General features: G+C 68.1%; 1 protein-coding gene and 2 pseudogenes. All 3 read left to right on the forward strand.

The features are described from left to right. Positions 1-454: 454 nt before the first annotated feature. Positions 455-691: a hypothetical protein gene (locus tag CCN42_RS30285; protein WP_086740421.1), complete on the forward strand. Its 237-nt coding sequence runs from the start codon at positions 455-457 to the stop codon at positions 689-691. Between the two features lie 505 nt (positions 692-1,196). Continuing rightward, a pseudogene (locus CCN42_RS30295) lies at positions 1,197-1,693 on the forward strand (IS5 family transposase); the annotation flags it as partial. Beyond that, a pseudogene (locus tag CCN42_RS30300) lies at positions 1,675-2,351 on the forward strand (IS701 family transposase); the annotation flags it as partial. The pseudogenes CCN42_RS30295 and CCN42_RS30300, both read left to right, overlap by 19 nt.

The following is a 2,351-nucleotide window of genomic DNA, read 5'->3' on the forward strand; positions in this document are numbered from 1 at the left end:
CTCGCCGAGCGGATCCGCTCGATGGCCAACTGGCTCCTCGAGGGACAGGCATCTCGTACCTCGCCGCCGCGTCCACAGCGCCCGTCTGGGCCCGCCGAGCCGGAGCACGAGGAGATGTCCGCAGAGCACCGGCCGGGCAGTTCAGCGGGTAAGTAGTCCCGTCACCCTGCCGCTGGTGCCGCAGTTCGGGCGGCACGCCCTCGTCGGCACGCGAGTGATCCGCGCACCACCCGCGTGGGTAGACGGATGGACAGACGGTCAGCCGACGCCCTGGGCGGCGAGCACCATGACGGACGGACCGAGGAGGAGGAAAGCGGCTGGAACCGTCACCGCAGGGGCAGCCGCCTGTGCGGCCTGCCGTATAACGCAAGCGCCGCACGGCACTGACCTGGACACCAGTGCCGCCGGGGCGTGCTGCCCGTCCCCCGGCCTCGAGCGCAACAGGAGGGCGCCAGTGACCGCTATACCCGAGGGCCGCGACTGGACCCGCATGAAGCGTGCCGACTTCGACGACTCCGCCCCGCTCGACCTGGTCGACGCGGCCGTGTGCCGGCCGGTACCTGCTGTGCCCGACGAGTGCGGGACACAAGCGCTGTTCGGGGCGAATCCGGAGCCCGCGCGTTGCCGCCGCACCCGCACACCAGTCCAGGCGCAGACCGAAGACACCGAGGACACCGACACGTTGTTCTGAGCCGGTTACGGCATGCAGGCGTGACATTGCTGCCAAGCTAGCCCCGCCCCGTTCGTACTCCGCACTGGTATGGGTCAGTAGCCCGGGAACATACCCAGGAAAGCGCCGATGGCTACGGTGATGACACCGCCTTCGACGCCGAGTATCGAAACGCATCACCGTCGAGCACGCACTCGCCGATCACAAACGCTGGAAGCGGCTGACCCGCTGGACCCACCGACGAGAGGACCTACCCGCCACCTACCGGGCCATCGCCGGCCTCGTCTCCGACCGCACCGCCAACGCGTGACCACGACTCCGATCAGGCAAACACGACTCCATCGCTATCACGCACCAGCTCGTTAGGGCCTGCCGGAGAACAACATGCGGGCGGGCGGCGCGTTGACCTGCAAGTTTAGGTCGCAAAACCCGCAGGTTATTTTCCGGCAGGTGCTTACTGATCATTTCAGAATGAATTTGGTTGGGGGCCTTGGCAGTTGCGCTGGTGGGCGGCACAGTTCTGGGGGTGTCGGATGATCTTGTGCCTGATGATCTGTGGGAACGTGTCGCACGGTTTCTCCCTCCTCGCCCGCCGCGGCGTCGGCGGTATCCGGGCCGGCTGCCGGCGGATGACCGTGCGGCTCTGCGCGGGATCGTCTACGTCTTGCGCACGGGTGTGACTTGGGCGGACGTGCCGACCGAGACGATCGGCTGCAGTGGGGTGACGTGCTGGCGGCGCCTGCGGGACTGGACCGAGGCCGGCGTATGGCCCCGCCTGCACGAGATCCTCCTCGCGGAACTCCGCAGAGCCGGCCTGCTGGACATGGAGGACGCCGCGGTGGACGCCTCGTACGTCCGGGCCCTCAAAGGGGGGCTCACACCGGACCTTCGCCGGTCGACCGCGGCCGCCTCGGCAGCAAGCACCACCTGATCACCGACCGGCACGGAACACCTCTTGCGGTGTCGCTGACCAGCGGAAACCGTCACGACGTCACCCAGCTCATGCCCCTGCTGGACGCGCTCGCGGCGATGCCGATGAGGTGCTCGCCGATGTGCGTCAGTACGTGGTCGACAACCTCGGTGACCGGGACGCCGTCCTGGTCGTGGACGACACGGGCTTTCTGAAGAAGCGGGTCCGGTCGGCGGGGGTGCAGCGGCACTATTCCGGAACCGCTGGGCGGACGGAGAGCTGCCAGGTCGGTGTCTTCCTCGGCTATGCAACTGATCGTGGCAGGACGTTGATCGACCGGCGTCTGTATCTGCCGGCCTCTTGGACTGACGACCGCGAGAGGTGTCGCCGGGCCGGCATCGGCGACGAGGTCGCCTTCGAGACCAAGGTGGCCATGGCCAAGGCGATGGTCCGCCGCGCGATCGCAGACAAGATCCCGTTTCGGTGGGTGACCGGATGCCGCTTACGGGTTCAGCAAAGGCTGGCGGTCGGAGCTGGAGCGGACGGATGTCTTCCACGTCATGGCCACCACCCGGCATGACACCGTGGTCACCCGGTGGGCGATCGACCATCCTGTCCATGACCTGTTCCACGGCCTGCCGCGGCAGAAATGGAAGCGTCGTTCCTGCGGCAGCGGGGCTCACGGCCTGCGGATCTACGACTGGGCACGCGTCGAGGTGCGGCCCTGGCACCGGCCCGACCGCCGGCACTGGGTGCTGGCCCGCCGCAGCG

The sequence above is a fragment of the Streptomyces glaucescens genome (genome assembly GCF_002154375.1).
GTDB classification, from domain to species: domain Bacteria; phylum Actinomycetota; class Actinomycetes; order Streptomycetales; family Streptomycetaceae; genus Streptomyces; species Streptomyces glaucescens.